Origin of the sequence: Klebsiella sp. KTE92 (assembly GCF_000398905.1) — a bacterium.
GTDB classification, from domain to species: domain Bacteria; phylum Pseudomonadota; class Gammaproteobacteria; order Enterobacterales; family Enterobacteriaceae; genus Klebsiella; species Klebsiella variicola.
On sequence record NZ_KB976100.1, the window covers coordinates 4045425 to 4060115 of the forward strand.

The 14691-nt window shown below is 56.8% G+C and carries 12 protein-coding genes and 1 rRNA gene; 8 read left to right on the forward strand and 5 right to left on the reverse strand.

Annotation, left to right across the window (positions count from 1 at the left end; translation table 11 throughout):
- Positions 1-292 precede the first annotated feature (292 nt).
- Positions 293-1912 (forward strand): L-aspartate oxidase, encoded by a 1620-nt coding sequence (gene nadB / locus A1WC_RS06595; RefSeq protein WP_008803761.1) that lies wholly within the window; start codon positions 293-295, stop codon positions 1910-1912.
- On the opposite strand, the gene trmN is transcribed toward nadB, so the two are convergent.
- Positions 1897-2634, reverse strand: coding sequence for a tRNA(1)(Val) (adenine(37)-N(6))-methyltransferase TrmN (trmN, locus tag A1WC_RS06590; RefSeq protein ID WP_016161648.1), 738 nt, complete (start codon positions 2632-2634; stop codon positions 1897-1899). The two genes, nadB and trmN, sit on opposite strands and share 16 nt — an antisense overlap.
- A 130-nt stretch (positions 2635-2764) precedes the next feature.
- Here trmN and srmB point away from each other — a divergent pair, with 130 nt between their 5' ends.
- Positions 2765-4096: an ATP-dependent RNA helicase SrmB gene (gene srmB, locus A1WC_RS06585; protein WP_012540851.1), complete on the forward strand. Its 1332-nt coding sequence runs from the start codon at positions 2765-2767 to the stop codon at positions 4094-4096.
- A 45-nt stretch (positions 4097-4141) separates the two neighbouring features.
- On the opposite strand, the gene grcA is transcribed toward srmB, so the two are convergent.
- Positions 4142-4525 (reverse strand): autonomous glycyl radical cofactor GrcA, encoded by a 384-nt coding sequence (gene grcA, locus A1WC_RS06580; RefSeq protein ID WP_002914084.1) that lies wholly within the window; start codon positions 4523-4525, stop codon positions 4142-4144.
- A gap of 311 nt (positions 4526-4836) precedes the next feature.
- On the opposite strand from grcA, the gene ung reads away from it, so the two are divergent.
- Positions 4837-5526 carry a uracil-DNA glycosylase gene (gene ung / locus A1WC_RS06575; protein ID WP_012540850.1) on the forward strand — a complete coding sequence of 230 codons (690 nt, stop codon included), beginning with the start codon at positions 4837-4839 and terminating at the stop codon, positions 5524-5526.
- Positions 5527-5582: 56 nt separating this feature from the next.
- Here the strand turns inward: ung and A1WC_RS06570 are convergent, their stop codons facing one another.
- Entirely contained in the window at positions 5583-6668 is a 1086-nt protein-coding gene (locus A1WC_RS06570; protein WP_016161649.1) for a tRNA/rRNA methyltransferase, read from the reverse strand.
- Positions 6669-6871: 203 nt separating this feature from the next.
- Here A1WC_RS06570 and trxC point away from each other — a divergent pair, with 203 nt between their 5' ends.
- The 5 genes from trxC (at position 6872) to A1WC_RS06545 (ending at position 12592) form a co-directional block, all read left to right on the forward strand.
- A complete protein-coding gene (trxC, locus tag A1WC_RS06565; protein ID WP_002914091.1) occupies positions 6872-7297 on the forward strand; it encodes a thioredoxin TrxC in 426 nt (141 codons plus the stop codon).
- A gap of 69 nt (positions 7298-7366) precedes the next feature.
- Positions 7367-8065 (forward strand): tRNA-uridine aminocarboxypropyltransferase, encoded by a 699-nt coding sequence (gene tapT, locus A1WC_RS06560; protein WP_012540848.1) that lies wholly within the window; start codon positions 7367-7369, stop codon positions 8063-8065.
- Between the two features lie 34 nt (positions 8066-8099).
- Positions 8100-10751 (forward strand): bifunctional acetate--CoA ligase family protein/GNAT family N-acetyltransferase, encoded by a 2652-nt coding sequence (locus A1WC_RS06555; protein ID WP_016161650.1) that lies wholly within the window; start codon positions 8100-8102, stop codon positions 10749-10751.
- A 120-nt stretch (positions 10752-10871) separates the two neighbouring features.
- Positions 10872-12227, forward strand: a complete 1356-nt coding sequence (gene pssA, locus A1WC_RS06550) for a CDP-diacylglycerol--serine O-phosphatidyltransferase (RefSeq protein WP_016161651.1) — start codon at positions 10872-10874, stop codon at positions 12225-12227.
- A gap of 41 nt (positions 12228-12268) precedes the next feature.
- Positions 12269-12592 carry a YfiM family lipoprotein gene (locus A1WC_RS06545; protein ID WP_008803753.1) on the forward strand — a complete coding sequence of 108 codons (324 nt, stop codon included), beginning with the start codon at positions 12269-12271 and terminating at the stop codon, positions 12590-12592.
- Between the two features lie 3 nt (positions 12593-12595).
- On the opposite strand, the gene A1WC_RS06540 is transcribed toward A1WC_RS06545, so the two are convergent.
- Complete coding sequence (locus A1WC_RS06540; RefSeq protein WP_012540846.1) at positions 12596-13894, reverse strand: MFS transporter; 1299 nt, start codon at positions 13892-13894, stop codon at positions 12596-12598.
- A 462-nt stretch (positions 13895-14356) separates the two neighbouring features.
- Positions 14357-14472: ribosomal RNA gene (gene rrf / locus A1WC_RS06530) — 5S ribosomal RNA — on the reverse strand.
- Between the last annotated feature and the right edge of the window lie 219 nt (positions 14473-14691).

Genomic DNA, 14691 nt, shown 5'->3' on the forward strand with positions numbered 1-14691 from the left:
TCTGGCAACGGCGGCAGATCGTTATCAATCATTATATGCCCAGGTTGCTAAACAACAGGTTAGTCAATAAGAAAAAGCGCAGGCCCGACTGAAGGGTATCGTAACACAGTGTTTATTTCACTATAAAATCCAATGCTAACAACCTGCTCCACTTCTCTTTTTTACCGCACAACGCCCCTTTTCCCGGCCCCTTCTGTTTAGCCGTCACAACACCAGGCAAAAAAATATGTACGATTCCTCACGCGCTGGTGCTATTGTGAGCTAAATGTGTTTAGTAAATTAAACAAAGACGATGAATACCACTCCTGACTTCTCTTGTGATGTGTTGATTATCGGCAGCGGCGCTGCCGGTCTCTCCCTCGCGCTGCGCCTGGCGGAGCACAGTTCGGTGACGGTGCTGAGTAAAGGGCCGATCAGCGAAGGTTCGACGTTCTATGCGCAGGGCGGGATTGCCGCCGTCTTCGATGAGACGGACAGTATCGAATCCCATGTTGAAGATACGCTGATCGCCGGCGCGGGACTCTGCGATCGCCATGCGGTCACCTTCGTCGCCAGCAACGCCAGACCGTGCGTACAATGGCTTATCGATCAGGGCGTGCTGTTTGACACCCAGGTCCAGGCCAATGGAGAAGAGAGCTACCATCTCACTCGCGAAGGGGGGCACAGCCATCGACGCATTCTTCACGCCGCCGACGCTACCGGCAAAGCGGTAGAGACAACGCTGGTCGATAAAGCCCTTGCTCATCCGAATATCCGCATCATTGAGCGCAGCAATGCCGTTGATTTGATTGTCTCGGACAAGATTGGCCTGCCGGGCACGCGCCGGGTGGTCGGGGCCTGGATCTGGAACCGCAATAAAGAGCGGGTAGAAACCTGCAGCGCGAAGGCGGTGGTGCTTGCGACCGGCGGGGCCGCCAAGGTTTATCAATATACCACTAACCCTGACGTCTCTTCCGGAGACGGCATTGCGATGGCCTGGCGGGCGGGCTGCCGGGTAGCGAATCTCGAATTCAACCAGTTCCACCCCACCGCGCTGTATCATCCACAGGCACGCAATTTCCTGCTTACTGAAGCGCTGCGCGGCGAAGGCGCCCACCTTAAACGCCCGGACGGCACCCGCTTTATGCCGGACTTTGACGAGCGCGGCGAGCTGGCCCCGCGCGATATCGTCGCCCGCGCCATCGACCATGAAATGAAGCGCCTGGGCGTTGACTGTATGTTCCTTGATATCAGCCATAAACCCGAGGCGTTTGTTCGCCAGCACTTCCCGATGATTTACGAAAAGCTGCTCGGTCTGGGAATTGATTTAACCAAAGATCCGGTGCCGGTCGTCCCCGCCGCACATTACACCTGCGGCGGCGTGATGGTGGATGATAATGGCCGTACTGACGTCGATGGCTTATACGCCATCGGCGAAGTCAGCTATACCGGGCTGCACGGCGCCAACCGCATGGCCTCGAACTCGCTGCTGGAGTGTCTGGTCTACGGCTGGTCCGCCGCGGAGGATATCGCCCGGCGCCTGCCGCTGGCCCAGAAGGTCACCACCCTGCCGGCGTGGGATGAAAGTCAGGTGGAGATCCCGGATGAACTGGTGGTTATCCAGCATAACTGGCACGAGCTGCGCCTGCTGATGTGGGATTATGTCGGCATTGTGCGCACGACGCGCAGACTGGAGCGCGCCCTGCGGCGCATTACTATGCTCCAGCAGGAGCTGGATGAGTATTACGCCCGCTTCCGCGTCTCGAATAATCTGCTGGAGCTGCGCAATCTGGTGCAGGTGGCGGAGCTTATCGTACGCTGCGCGATGTTACGTAAGGAGAGCCGCGGGCTGCACTATACCCTCGACTATCCGCAGCCGCTGCCGAACAGCGGCCCGTCGATACTGTCGCCCCTGGCTCACATAAAGAGATAAAAATCCCCGGTCAGAGCAGTAAACCCTTCAGAGTACTGCTGCTCTGGCCCGCGGATCGCCAGTCTGTCGCAGAAACACTCTCCTGCCGTCGGGGAGAACGCCAGCAGCACCCGGTGCGGCGGCCGCAGTTCGGTCTCCGCCACGTCAGTGCGCAGTCGCAAATGCCACCCCATCGCCGTTGCCCGCTCGATAAACGCATTACCGATATCCACCGGCAGCACCACGCAAAAAAAACCTTCTTCGGTGATATGCTCTGCGGCACAGGTCAGCAGGGAGGCGTGATCGAGCGTCGTGGTATACCGCGCCTGCTCCCGCTGCGAGGTAGCGCATGGCACGCCTTCGGCAAAAAAAGGCGGGTTACTGATTATCAGTTCATAGCGTCGGGTTTGCGACGGCTGCCACTGATGGATATCGGCCTGGCAGATTTCTATGCGCGAAGACCACGGTGACGCGAGGGCATTTTCCCGCGCCTGAGCGGCTGCCTCCTCGTCCAGTTCGACCGCATCGACTTGCACATCGTGACCGGTACGCTGGGCGAGCATTAGCGCCAGCAGGCCGCTGCCCGCCCCAATATCCAGCACATGCTTCACCCCGGCAATCGGCGCCCAGGCGCCAAGCAAAATGCCATCAGTGCCCACCTTCATCGCGCAACGATCGTGGGCGACAAAGAACTGTTTGAAGGTAAAACCATTGCGCGGCAGCGCAAACTTCGACTGAGACATCCTCAATAACCTTGCCGACAAAACTCCTGAACGTAAGGCTATGCACAATACCGGAGAACAGATAGCCTTACAAACAGATGAACATTACGTCAGTAACGTCTATAATCGGCGGCCCACTCAGAGGTAGAACATGACTGTAACGACTTTTTCCGAACTTGAACTCGACGAAAACCTGCTGGAAGCCCTCCAGGATAAAGGTTTCACTCGCCCGACAGCCATTCAGGCCGCCGCTATTCCGCCTGCGCTTGATGGCCGTGACATTCTCGGTTCAGCGCCGACCGGCACCGGTAAAACGGCGGCGTATCTGCTGCCAGCGTTGCAGCACCTGCTCGATTTCCCGCGTAAGAAATCCGGGCCGCCGCGCATTCTTATCCTGACGCCGACCCGCGAGCTGGCGATGCAGGTGGCTGACCACGCCCGCGAGCTGGCGAAGCATACCCATCTGGATATCGCCACCATTACCGGCGGCGTAGCGTACATGAACCACGCGGAAGTGTTCAGCGAAAACCAGGATATCGTGGTCGCTACCACCGGTCGCCTGCTGCAGTATATTAAAGAAGAGAACTTTGACTGCCGCGCCGTCGAGACCCTGATCCTCGATGAAGCCGACCGCATGCTGGACATGGGCTTTGCTCAGGATATCGAAACCATCGCCGGTGAAACCCGCTGGCGCAAGCAGACCATGCTGTTCTCCGCCACGCTGGAAGGCGATGCGATCAAAGATTTTGCCGAACGCCTGCTGGAAGAGCCGGTTGAAGTCTCCGCTACCCCATCGACCCGCGAACGTAAAAAAATTCATCAGTGGTACTATCGCGCCGACGATATCGAGCATAAAACCGCGCTGCTGATTCATTTGCTGAAGCAGCCGGAAGCAACCCGCTCCATCGTCTTCGTGCGTAAGCGCGAGCGCGTTCACGAACTCGCCGCTAAGCTGCACGAAGCAGGGATTAACACCTGCTGGCTGGAGGGCGAGATGGTGCAGATTAAGCGCAACGAAGCGATTAAACGCCTGACCGATGGTCGCGTGAACGTGCTGATCGCCACCGACGTCGCCGCACGCGGTATTGATATCCCGGATGTCAGCCACGTGTTTAACTTCGACATGCCGCGCACCGCCGATATCTATTTGCACCGTATCGGTCGTACCGGCCGCGCCGGTAAAAAAGGCATCGCCATTTCGCTGGTTGAAGCGCATGACCACCTGCTGCTGGGCAAGATCGGCCGCTACGTTGAAGAACCGCTGAAAGCCCGCGTGATTGATGAATTGCGACCGAAAACCCGCGCGCCGAGCGAGAAGTTAACCGGTAAACCGTCGAAGAAAGTATTGGCGAAGCGCGCCGAGAAAAAAGAGAAAGAAAAAGAGAAACCGCGGGTGAAGAAACGCCACCGCGACACCAAAAATATCGGTAAGCGCCGTAAGCCAAGCGCGGCCGGGACGCCATCAACGTCCACTGAAGAGTAAAAAAAACGCCGGGACATCCCGGCGTTTTCACATCTGGCTTCAGCCTTACAGGCTTTCGGTAAAGGTACGGGCGATAACGTCGCGCTGCTGTTCCGGAGTCAGGGAGTTGAAGCGTACCGCATAGCCGGAAACACGAATGGTCAGCTGCGGGTATTTTTCCGGGTGCTCAACCGCGTCCAGCAGAGTTTCGCGACGCAGCACGTTCACGTTCAGGTGCTGACCGCCTTCCACGCGAACTTCTGGTTTCACGTCTACCGGAATTTCACGGTATTCGATTTCACCCAGTTTGCTCACCGCCACCACGTCGTCTTCCGCAAAACCACCTTTGGCACACAGGCAGCGCGCTTCGCCTTTTTCGCTGTCCAGCAGCCAGAAAGAGTTCAGCAGGTCGTCGTTTGCCGCTTTAGTAATTTGGATACCAGTAATCATTTGATGCCTCCCAGGCAGTGTTTATTCGATTTTGGCCTCTTCGCGGCCAATTGGTAAAACCATTGTTGTATGAGTGTATATATATCAGCCGCACCCTCGGCATTCCTTGATATAAATCAATAAAAACCACTCACACAAAGTGGGTATAGGGGGATTTTATTGTTTTACATCAAGTTAGGCCATGGGGTCTCATAAATAATTTTGTAAATTTTCAATTTTTTTTGCATAAAAGCCCACATCAAGCCGTGCCGATTTTGTTCTGTAGAAAGAAGCCGTTAAGCTATAGCGATGACCCTTTGCAGGAGAGCAAGATGACCACCTCTTTAACCTGGCATGACGTGCTGGCGGATGAAAAGCAACAACCCTATTTTCTCAATACACTGAAGACCGTCGCCGAAGAGCGCCAGTCCGGGATCACCATCTACCCACCGCAAAAAGACGTCTTCAATGCGTTTCGCTTTACCGAGCTGGGCGACGTCAAAGTCGTCATTCTCGGCCAGGATCCCTATCACGGCCCGGGTCAGGCCCATGGTCTGGCATTCTCGGTTCGCCCGGGCGTCGCGATCCCGCCCTCGCTCTTGAACATGTACAAAGAGCTGGAGGCCACGATCCCCGGTTTTACTCGCCCCACTCACGGTTATCTCGAAAGCTGGGCGCGTCAGGGCGTACTTCTGCTTAATACGGTCCTGACCGTCCGCGCCGGGCAGGCGCACTCGCACGCCAGCCTCGGCTGGGAGACCTTTACCGATAAGGTTATCGCGTTAATCAATGAGCATTGCGAGGGGGTGGTATTCCTGCTGTGGGGTTCTCATGCGCAGAAGAAAGGCGCGATTATCGATCGTCAGCGCCACTGCGTGCTGAAGGCGCCGCACCCATCGCCGCTCTCTGCGCATCGCGGCTTCTTTGGCAGCAACCATTTCGTACAGACCAACCAGTGGCTGGCTGACCGCGGCGAAGCGCCGATCGACTGGATGCCGGTCCTCCCCGCCGAAAGCGAGTGATCGACAGCCATAAAAAAGCCAGCATCAGCTGGCTTTTTCGCATTCAGGCAGGCGAATTACGCCTTGTTCTGACGCCACCATTCTGCCAGCAGGACGCCGGTCGCCACAGAGACGTTCAGGCTTTCGACATTGCCGGTACCGTTGATGGCAACGCTGAGATCGGAGCTGGAAATCGCCGCATCGGACAGACCATCACGCTCCTGGCCTAACACCAGCACCATTTTCTTCGGCAGCTCGGCTTTAAACAGCGGCGTACCATTATGGCTGGACGTTGAGACAATCGCGTAGCCCGCTTTGCGGAACTGATCCAGGGTATCGATAAAGCTGTCGCCGGTGATCGGTTCAACATGCTCCGCCCCGCCCTCCGCCGTACGGATCGCCGCCCCGGACTCCAGCACGCCAGCATCCTGAACCACCACGCCCTTCACGCCGAAGTGCGCGCAGCTGCGCATGATCGCCCCGAGGTTGTGCGGGTTACCCACGTCTTCCAGCGCCAGAACGCAATCTTCTTCTGCCGCCTTCGCGACCCACTGGGCAACAGAGGTGCCGTGGCGTTTTTTGATCAGGAAGCAGACCCCGCCGTGGTGCTCGGTGCCGGAAGCTTTCGCCAGCTCGGCTTCGTCCACCACATGATAGGCTTTACGGTTGGCCGCCATCCAGCGCAGCGCCTCTTTAAAGCGGGGCGTGACGCTCTGAATAAACCAGGCGCGAACGATAGCTTCCGGACGGCTCTGGAACAGCGCCTGGCAGGCGTTTTCGCCATACACGCGGGTCTCTTCCGCACGCTGACGACGCAGCACTTCCGGATCGATAAAGCTCTTCCCGCTGATCCCGCCGTGATCTTCTTTTACCGGCGTCTCATCGCCAGGAGCACGGGAAACGGTACGCCACGGAGACGCATCGTCACGATGAAAATCATCGCGCTTGCGATCGTCACGCTTACGGTCGTCACGTTTGCGATCGTCGCCGCGGCTGTTTCGTTCGTCACGCGCAGGGCGGCTGCGGCCGTCAACACGAGATTTTCCTGGACGACCTCCCCCTTTCCCGGTACGTGGGTTATGGGTGCGTTTGTCAGAATCATCATCACTGCGGACATACATCACTTTGACCTTGCCGCTTTTATTTTTCAGTTCGTCGCTCATCAATTTTCTCCACCTGCGCTGCGCGAAGCGCGCAGATTACCCGATGTGTCATCGCTTCGCCATGATTTCGTTTAAAAGCCGGCCTCTATTGCACTCATCGAACAAAACGCATTGTCCTTAAATAACACTTAATCGATAATATGTAACATCACAGAAACATATCGGCCACGTGCCACGTTGCAACCCATAACCAGAGGTTAGTTATGAATACCGTTTGTGCCAGTTGTCAGGCTCTGAACCGCCTCCCGGACGATCGTAGCGCGGATGGCGCAAAGTGCGGACGCTGCGGTCACGATCTTTTTGACGGCGACGTCATCAACGCGACCGGGGCAACGCTGGATAAACTCTTAAAGGACGATCTGCCGGTCGTTGTCGATTTCTGGGCGCCATGGTGCGGCCCCTGCCGTAGCTTCGCGCCGATCTTTGAAGATGTCGCGGAAGAGCGTAGCGGGAAGATGCGTTTTGTGAAAGTCAACACCGAAGCGGAACGTGAGCTTAGCGCCCGGTTTCGTATCCGCAGCATCCCGACCATTATGATGTTCAAAAATGGCGAAGTGATCGACATGCTCAATGGCGCGGTGCCAAAAGCGCCATTTGATAGCTGGCTGAACGAAGCCGGCCAACAGTAATCCTTCCGGGGCACCGCTTGTGCCCCGTTTTCACCTCTGCGACAATAGCGTTTTTCTCTAGCGACTCCCATGATTGAAAACGCAGTCCTTCGCCTGCGCGCTGAACGCCTCGCGCGTGCTACCCGGCCTTTCCTTGCTCGCGGCAACCGCATCCGCCGCTGTCAGCGCTGCCTGCTGCCGCTCAAGCAGTGCCTGTGCGCAACATTAGTGCCAGCGCAGGCCACCAGCCGCTTCTGCCTGGTGATGTTTGATACAGAACCGATGAAGCCCAGCAACACCGGCCGGCTCATCGCCGATATTCTGCCTGATACCGAGGCTTTTCAATGGTCGAGAACCGAGCCGCCGCAGGCGCTGCTCGATCTGGTCGCGCATCCTGATTATCAACCGATGGTGGTTTTCCCTGCCTCCTATGCCGGGCCGGAGCGCCAGATCCTGAGCGCGCCGCCGTCCGGCAAGCCGCCGCTATTTATTATGCTCGACGGCACCTGGACCGAAGCGCGCAAAATGTTCCGCAAGAGCCCTTATCTTGACGCGCTACCGATAATCTCCGTCGATCTGTCACGCATCTCTGCCTATCATCTGCGCGAGGCGCACGCCGACGGACAATACTGTACCGCGGAAGTAGCCATCGCCCTGCTGGATCTGGCGGGCGATGCCCCGGCCGCCGCTGCGCTTGGCGAGCACTTCACCCGCTTCCGGACCCGCTATCTGGCGGGAAAAACCCAGCATAAGGGCAGTATCACAGCGGACCAGGTGGAAAACGTTTAAAATCATTCGGTCACTGGGATGAAAGGAGACCGGTATGAGCCAACGAGGCCTGGAAGCACTGCTGCGACCAAAGTCCATCGCCGTTATTGGCGCATCAATGAAGCCGCAGCGCGCTGGCTATCTCATGATGCGCAACCTGTTAGCCGGCGGTTTCAATGGCCCGGTACTGCCGGTGACCCCCGCCTGGAAGGCGGTGCTCGGGGTGCTGGCATGGCCCACGATTGAGAGCCTGCCGTTTACGCCGGATCTGGCGGTGCTCTGTACTAACGCCCGGCGTAATATCGAATTGCTCGAAGCCTTAGGGCAGAAAGGGTGTAAAACCTGCATCATTCTCTCTTCGCAGCCGGAACAGTATCCGGCGCTGCTCGAATGCGCCGCGCGCTATCAGATGCGCCTGCTCGGCCCGAACAGCCTGGGACTGCTGGCGCCGTGGCAAGGCCTGAACGCCAGCTTCTCGCCGGTCGCGATCCATCGCGGTAAACTGGCCTTTATCTCGCAGTCGGCCGCCGTCTCTAATACCATCCTTGACTGGGCGCAGCAGCGCGAGATGGGGTTTTCCTACTTCATCGCGCTGGGCGATAGCCTGGACATTGATGTCGATGACCTGCTGGACTTTCTGGCCCGCGACAGCAAGACCAGCGCCATTTTGCTTTACCTCGAGCATCTAAGCGATGCGCGCCGATTTGTCTCCGCTGCGCGCAGCGCTTCGCGAAACAAGCCTATCCTGGTGATTAAAAGCGGCCGTAGCCCCGCGGCGCAAAAGCTGTTGCACGTCAACTCCGGGATGGATCCGGCATGGGATGCAGCCATACAGCGTGCTGGCCTGCTGCGGGTGCAGGACACCCATGAGCTGTTCTCCGCCGTGGAAACGCTCAGCCATATGCGCCCGCTACGCGGTGAAAAGCTGATGATCGTCAGCAATGGCGCGGCTCCGGCGGCGCTGGCGCTGGATGAACTCTGGCTGCGGAATGGCAAACTGGCGGTCCTCAGCGAGGAGACCCGCGACGCCCTGCACCAGGCGTTGCCGGTTGGCGTCGAGATCGCCAACCCATTAGATCTGCGCGATGATGCCAGCAGCGAACATTATCAGCAGGCCGTGAATATTTTGCTCAACAGTCAGGACTATGACGCGCTGCTGGTGATCCACTCGCCCAGCGCGGCCGCGCCGGGCACGGAGAGTGCGCTGGCCCTGATTGATGCCCTGAAGCATCATCCGCGCGGTAAATATGTCACCGTGCTGACCAACTGGTGCGGCGAATTTTCCTCGCAGGAAGCGCGACGTTTATTCAGCGATGCCGGCCTCCCAACCTACCGTACGCCAGAGGGCACGATCACCGCTTTTATGCATATGGTGGAATACCGTCGCAACCAGAAACAACTGCGCGAGACGCCGGTGCTACCGGATTCGTTAACCGCCAATACCAGCGAAGCGCATGCTCTGCTGCAGCAAGCGATAGATGACGGCGCCACCACGCTGGATACCCATGAGGTCAGCCCGGTGCTCCGGGCCTATGGCATCCATACTCTGCCGACATGGATTGCCGCTGACAGCGCAGAAGCAGTGCATATCGCTGAGCAGATAGGCTATCCGGTCGCGCTGAAGCTGCGTTCTCCGGATATCCCGCACAAATCGGAAGTACAGGGGGTCATGCTCTATCTGCGTACCGCCGCCGAGGTGCAGCAGGCGGCAGATGCGATGATCGATCGCGTCAGACTGGCCTGGCCCCAGGCGCGCATCCATGGTCTGCTGGTGCAGAGTATGGCTAATCGCGCCGGCGCCCAGGAGCTGAGAGTGGTGGTTGAACACGATCCCGTCTTCGGCCCGTTGATTATGCTGGGCGAAGGCGGCGTGGAGTGGCGGGCCGAGGATCAGGCCGCGGTGGCGCTGCCGCCGTTGAATATGAACCTGGCGCGTTATCTGGTGATCCAGGCGATCAAAAATAAAAAGATCCGCGGTCGCAGCGCATTGCGCCCGCTGGATATCGCGGGCCTGAGCCAGCTGCTGGTTCAGGTATCGAATCTGATCGTCGACTGCCCGGAGATCCAGCGCCTGGACATTCATCCCCTGCTCGCCTCCGGCAACGAGTTTACGGCGCTGGACGTCACGCTAGGCCTGGCCCCCTTTGACGGCGACAGTGAAAGCCGCCTTGCGATTCGTCCCTATCCGCAACAGCAGGAGGAGTGGGTGGTAATGAAAAATGGCGATCGCTGCCTGTTTCGGCCGATCCTTCCGGAAGATGAGCCGCAGCTGCTCGCGTTTATCGCTCAGGTCACCAAAGAAGATCTCTATTATCGCTATTTTAGTGAGATCAACGAATTTACCCACGACGATTTAGCCAATATGACGCAGATCGACTACGATCGTGAAATGGCGTTTGTTGCCGTCAGGACCACCGCAGAGAAGAGCGAAATTCTCGGCGTAACGCGGGCGATATCCGATCCCGACAATATTGACGCCGAGTTTGCCGTTCTGGTCCGTTCAGATTTAAAAGGGTTAGGCCTGGGGCGAAGGCTGCTGGAAAAGCTGATCGCTTATACACAAAGCCATGGCCTGCAACGCCTTAATGGCATTACGATGCCGAATAACAGAGGCATGATCGGCCTGGCCAGAAAGCTGGGATTCACCGTTGATATTCAGCTGGAAGATGGGATTGTCAGTCTATCGCTGCCCCTGAATCAGGGATAATCGCGTCACGCTGACCGCAATTGTTGACCACATTAGCGGGTAGTAATGGTATTATTGCCCGCTTACGTCGTCTGCATGGTACAGAAGACCCTTCAATAAACAGAGAAGAAACGCACTGTGATGTTGTCAAAATTTAAGCGTAATAAACATCAACAACACCTTGCCCAACTCCCTAAGCTTTCTCAGTCAGTTGATGATGTAGAGTTCTTTTACACCCCTGCGGATTTCAGGGAAGCGTTACTGACCCGGATTGCCCACGCCACTCAGCGTATATGCATTATTGCGCTCTACCTGGAGCAAGATGATGGCGGAAAAGGAATTTTGCAGGCTCTCTACGACGCCAAACGCCAGCGTCCGGAACTGGATGTCCGCGTTCTGGTAGACTGGCACCGTGCTCAACGTGGTCGTATCGGCGCCGCCGCCTCCAACACCAATGCCGACTGGTATTGCCGGATGGCCGATGAAAACCCAGGTGTGGATATCCCCGTTTACGGCGTGCCGATTAATACCCGGGAGGCGCTCGGCGTTCTCCATTTCAAAGGCTTTATTATCGATGACAGCGTCCTCTACAGCGGCGCCAGCCTGAACGATGTTTATCTGCATCAGCACGACAAGTACCGTTATGACCGCTATCAGTGCATCCGTAACGGCAAAATGGCGGACGTCATGTTCGACTGGGTCGACAATAATCTGGTTCAGGGGCGCGGCGTTAATCGTCTCGACAGACCGGATCGGCCAAAAAGCCCGGAAATCAAAAACGACATTCGCCAGTACCGTCAGGAGCTCCGCGACCGCAGCTACCATTTTGTCGGCACCGCTGGTGACGAAGAACTCTCCGTCACCCCGCTGGTAGGACTGGGGAAATCCAGCCTGCTGAACAAAACTATTTTTCACCTGATGCCTTGTGCCGAGCACAAGCTGACGATCTGTACCCCCTACTTCAACCTCCCTGCCGTACTGGTGAGAAATATCATCCAGCTGCTGCGGGACGGTAAACAGGTGGAGATTATTGTCGGCGATAAAACCGCTAACGATTTCTACATTCCGGAAGATCAACCGTTTAAAATTATCGGTGCGCTTCCCTATCTGTATGAGATCAACCTGCGGCGTTTCCTCAGCCGACTGCAATATTATGTCAATACCGATCAGCTGATCGTTCGCCTGTGGAAGGATGACGATAACAGCTACCATCTGAAAGGCATGTGGGTTGACGATGAGTGGATGCTGCTCACTGGCAACAACCTTAACCCACGCGCCTGGCGGCTCGATCTGGAAAACGCCATTCTGATCCACGATCCAAAGCGGCAGCTGGGGGCCATGCGGGAAAAAGAGCTGAAGCTCATCCGCACCCACACCACGGTAGTGAAACATTATCGGGATCTGCAAAGTATCGCCGACTATCCGGTGAAAGTGCGAAAACTGATCCGCCGCCTGCGACGGATCCGCATTGACCGGTTGATCAGCCGTATTCTCTGACTATCAGCCCCGCGTCGACGGGGCTTTTTTCTGGAAGCGCTATGCGTTCGATAATAGTGATGACATCGCTGCTGTTAACGGGCTGCAGCCACATGGCAAATGATGCATGGTCCGGTCAGGACAAAGCCCAGCATTTTCTGGCCTCGGCGATGCTGTCTGCCGCCGGCAATGAGTATGCGCAACATCAGGGTTACAGCCGGGACCGCAGCGCCGCCATTGGCCTGATGTTTTCCATCAGTCTTGGCGCGTCAAAAGAGCTTTGGGACAGCCGCCCGGCAGGGAGCGGCTGGAGCTGGAAAGATTTCGCCTGGGATGTCGCCGGCGCGACCACCGGCTATGCTGTGTGGCAACTGGCGCACCAGTAAGCGTTACAGGCGCAGGCCTTTTCCCTTGCGATGCAGCATCAGGGAAACCAGGAAGGCGATGGCCGCCATCACCGTCACATACCAGTAGAACGCGTGCTCTATCCCCGCCGACTTAAGCGACAGCGCGACATACTCCGCAGAGCCGCCGAACAGCGCGTTCGCGACGGCATAGGAAAGCCCTACCCCAAGCGCGCGGACCTGAGCCGGGAACATCTCTGCTTTCAGGATGCCGCTGATAGAGGTATAGAAACTGACGATCAGCAAGGCGCAGATCACCAGTCCGAAGGCGGCATACGGTGAGCTCACCTTCTGCAGAGCACTGAGAATAGGCACGGTAAATAACGTCGCCAGCACGCCAAAGCACAGCATGGAGGTGCGACGGCCAACTTTATCCGAAAAGGCGCCGAACAGCGGCTGAACCAGCATATAAACGAATAGCGCCGCGGTCATGATCACACTGGCGGTGCTAGCCGTCATGCCCGCCGTGTTGACCAGATACTTTTGCATATAGGTAGTAAAGGTGTAGAAGGTCAGCGATCCGGCGGCGGTAAAGCCCAACACCATCACGAAGGCCCGGCGATTGCGCCACAACCCTTTAAATGATCCAGCCTCTTTCAGCGCCCGGGTCTCCTGCTTTGAGGTTTCGTCCAGCTGGCGACGCAGCCACAGCGCGACGATAGCCAGTACCGCCCCAAGAGCAAAAGGAATACGCCATCCCCAGGCATGGAGATCTTCATCGCTGAGCACCTGCTGGAGCGCGACAACCACTAATACCGCCAGCAGTTGACCGCCAATCAGCGTAACGTACTGGAAGGAGGCATAGAAGCCTTTCTTACCTTCCACCGCGACTTCACTCATATAGGTCGCACTGGTGCCGTATTCTCCGCCAACAGACAGCCCCTGGAACAGACGCGCCAGCAGCAGCAGCGCCGGGGCCCAGGTGCCGATGACCGCATAACCCGGCAGACAGGCAATCACCAGTGAGCCAAAGCACATCATGCACACCGAGATAAGCATAGAGGCTTTACGTCCGCGGCGGTCGGCGATTCGACCAAACAGCCATCCGCCGATGGGACGCATCAGGAATCCGGCGGCAAATACGCCTGCCGTCTGCAGCAGTTGGGTGGTGGTATTGCCAGATGGAAAAAAGATATGGGCGAAATAGAGCGAGCAGAATGAATAAACGTAAAAATCAAACCACTCAACCAGATTCCCCGAGGAAGCGCCAACTATTGCCCAAATACGACGACGGGTATCGGCCTGATCCGGCGCGCCCCGTTCGGTAATGCTACTTTCTGTCATTGTTATATTGCTCCAGCAAAGACTGCAATCTGTCTTGTCGGGCGTACCACGTCACGTAGACAAATTAGTTAGTGAACTAAATGTTATATAATTGTTATATCGTTATATGTGACTGTATTCACATTTTTTTTCGTAAGAGTGGTTTTCGCGATTAACGCCAGCGCAGGGGCAAGGAAAAAGTAGATTATGATGAAGGGATTACCATGACGGGGTTTTATGTTGCTTTGAATGAAGATAATGGGGCGGATATGGCAGGGTTTTCCCCGGAGGCGGTGCTGCGCACCTTGTCCGGGCTACAGGTCGTGCAGGGCGGGTGCGAATCCGTAGCCCCGGTAAGCGCAGCGCCACCGGGGAGATATACCCCACACAGCAAAAAACCCCGCACCTTTCGGGACGGGGTTCTTGTTAAAACGCAAAAACAAAAAGCTCAGTCTTTCGACTGAGCCTTTCGTTTTATTTGATGCCTGGCAGTTCCCTACTCTCACATGGGGAGACCCCACACTACCATCGGCGCTACGGCGTTTCACTTCTGAGTTCGGCATGGGGTCAGGTGGGACCACCGCGCTATCGCCGCCAGGCAAATTCTGTTTTATCAACACGTCTCACGGACGCATCGAGTAATCTGTATCAGAGCTGAAAATCTTCTCTCAAATCCGCCAAAACATCTTCGGCGTTGTAAGGTTAAGCCTCACGGTTCATTAGTACCGGTTAGCTCAACGCATCGCTGCGCTTACACACCCGGCCTATCAACGTCGTCGTCTTCAACGTTCCTTCAGGAGACTTATAGTCTCAGGGAG

What these genes read in the sequence shown, in the direction of transcription:
- nadB (WP_008803761.1), top strand. Translation starts at nt 293, where the DNA reads ATGAATACCACTCCTGACTTCTCTTGTGATGTGTTGATTATCGGCAGC.
- trmN (WP_016161648.1), bottom strand. Translation starts at nt 2,634, where the DNA reads ATGTCTCAGTCGAAGTTTGCGCTGCCGCGCAATGGTTTTACCTTCAAA.
- srmB (WP_012540851.1), top strand. Translation starts at nt 2,765, where the DNA reads ATGACTGTAACGACTTTTTCCGAACTTGAACTCGACGAAAACCTGCTG.
- grcA (WP_002914084.1), bottom strand. Translation starts at nt 4,525, where the DNA reads ATGATTACTGGTATCCAAATTACTAAAGCGGCAAACGACGACCTGCTG.
- ung (WP_012540850.1), top strand. Translation starts at nt 4,837, where the DNA reads ATGACCACCTCTTTAACCTGGCATGACGTGCTGGCGGATGAAAAGCAA.
- A1WC_RS06570 (WP_016161649.1), bottom strand. Translation starts at nt 6,668, where the DNA reads ATGAGCGACGAACTGAAAAATAAAAGCGGCAAGGTCAAAGTGATGTAT.
- trxC (WP_002914091.1), top strand. Translation starts at nt 6,872, where the DNA reads ATGAATACCGTTTGTGCCAGTTGTCAGGCTCTGAACCGCCTCCCGGAC.
- tapT (WP_012540848.1), top strand. Translation starts at nt 7,367, where the DNA reads ATGATTGAAAACGCAGTCCTTCGCCTGCGCGCTGAACGCCTCGCGCGT.
- A1WC_RS06555 (WP_016161650.1), top strand. Translation starts at nt 8,100, where the DNA reads ATGAGCCAACGAGGCCTGGAAGCACTGCTGCGACCAAAGTCCATCGCC.
- pssA (WP_016161651.1), top strand. Translation starts at nt 10,872, where the DNA reads ATGTTGTCAAAATTTAAGCGTAATAAACATCAACAACACCTTGCCCAA.
- A1WC_RS06545 (WP_008803753.1), top strand. Translation starts at nt 12,269, where the DNA reads ATGCGTTCGATAATAGTGATGACATCGCTGCTGTTAACGGGCTGCAGC.
- A1WC_RS06540 (WP_012540846.1), bottom strand. Translation starts at nt 13,894, where the DNA reads ATGACAGAAAGTAGCATTACCGAACGGGGCGCGCCGGATCAGGCCGAT.